This window comes from Sulfitobacter sediminis (genome assembly GCF_040811725.1).
Lineage (GTDB): Bacteria > Pseudomonadota > Alphaproteobacteria > Rhodobacterales > Rhodobacteraceae > Sulfitobacter > Sulfitobacter sediminis.
In genome coordinates this window covers 1-240 of record NZ_JBFNXX010000242.1, presented here as the reverse complement: position 1 = coordinate 240, position 240 = coordinate 1, and the positions used below count along the sequence as shown (strand labels likewise).

Sequence of the window (240 nt, the reverse complement as noted above, 5' to 3'; positions counted from 1 at the left end):
CCGCCCTCCACCCCCCCCGCCCCCACAACCCCTCCTCCACGAACACCGGCGGCTACAACAGCGGCGGCGACAACAACGGCGGCGACAACAACGGCGGCGATAATAACGGCGGCGACAACAACGGCGGCAATAACTGCGGCGGCGAGAACAACGGCGGCGAGAACAACGGCGGCGACAACAGCGGCGGCGAGAAGAGCGGCGGCGAGAACAACGGCGGCGAGAAGAGCGGGGGGGAGCCGG

The 240-nt window shown here is 70.0% G+C and carries 1 protein-coding gene; it reads left to right on the top strand.

The annotated features are described in order from the left end of the window. On the top strand, positions 1 to 240 hold a 240-nt coding region (locus AB2B41_RS24190; protein WP_367880278.1), incomplete at both ends, for a hypothetical protein.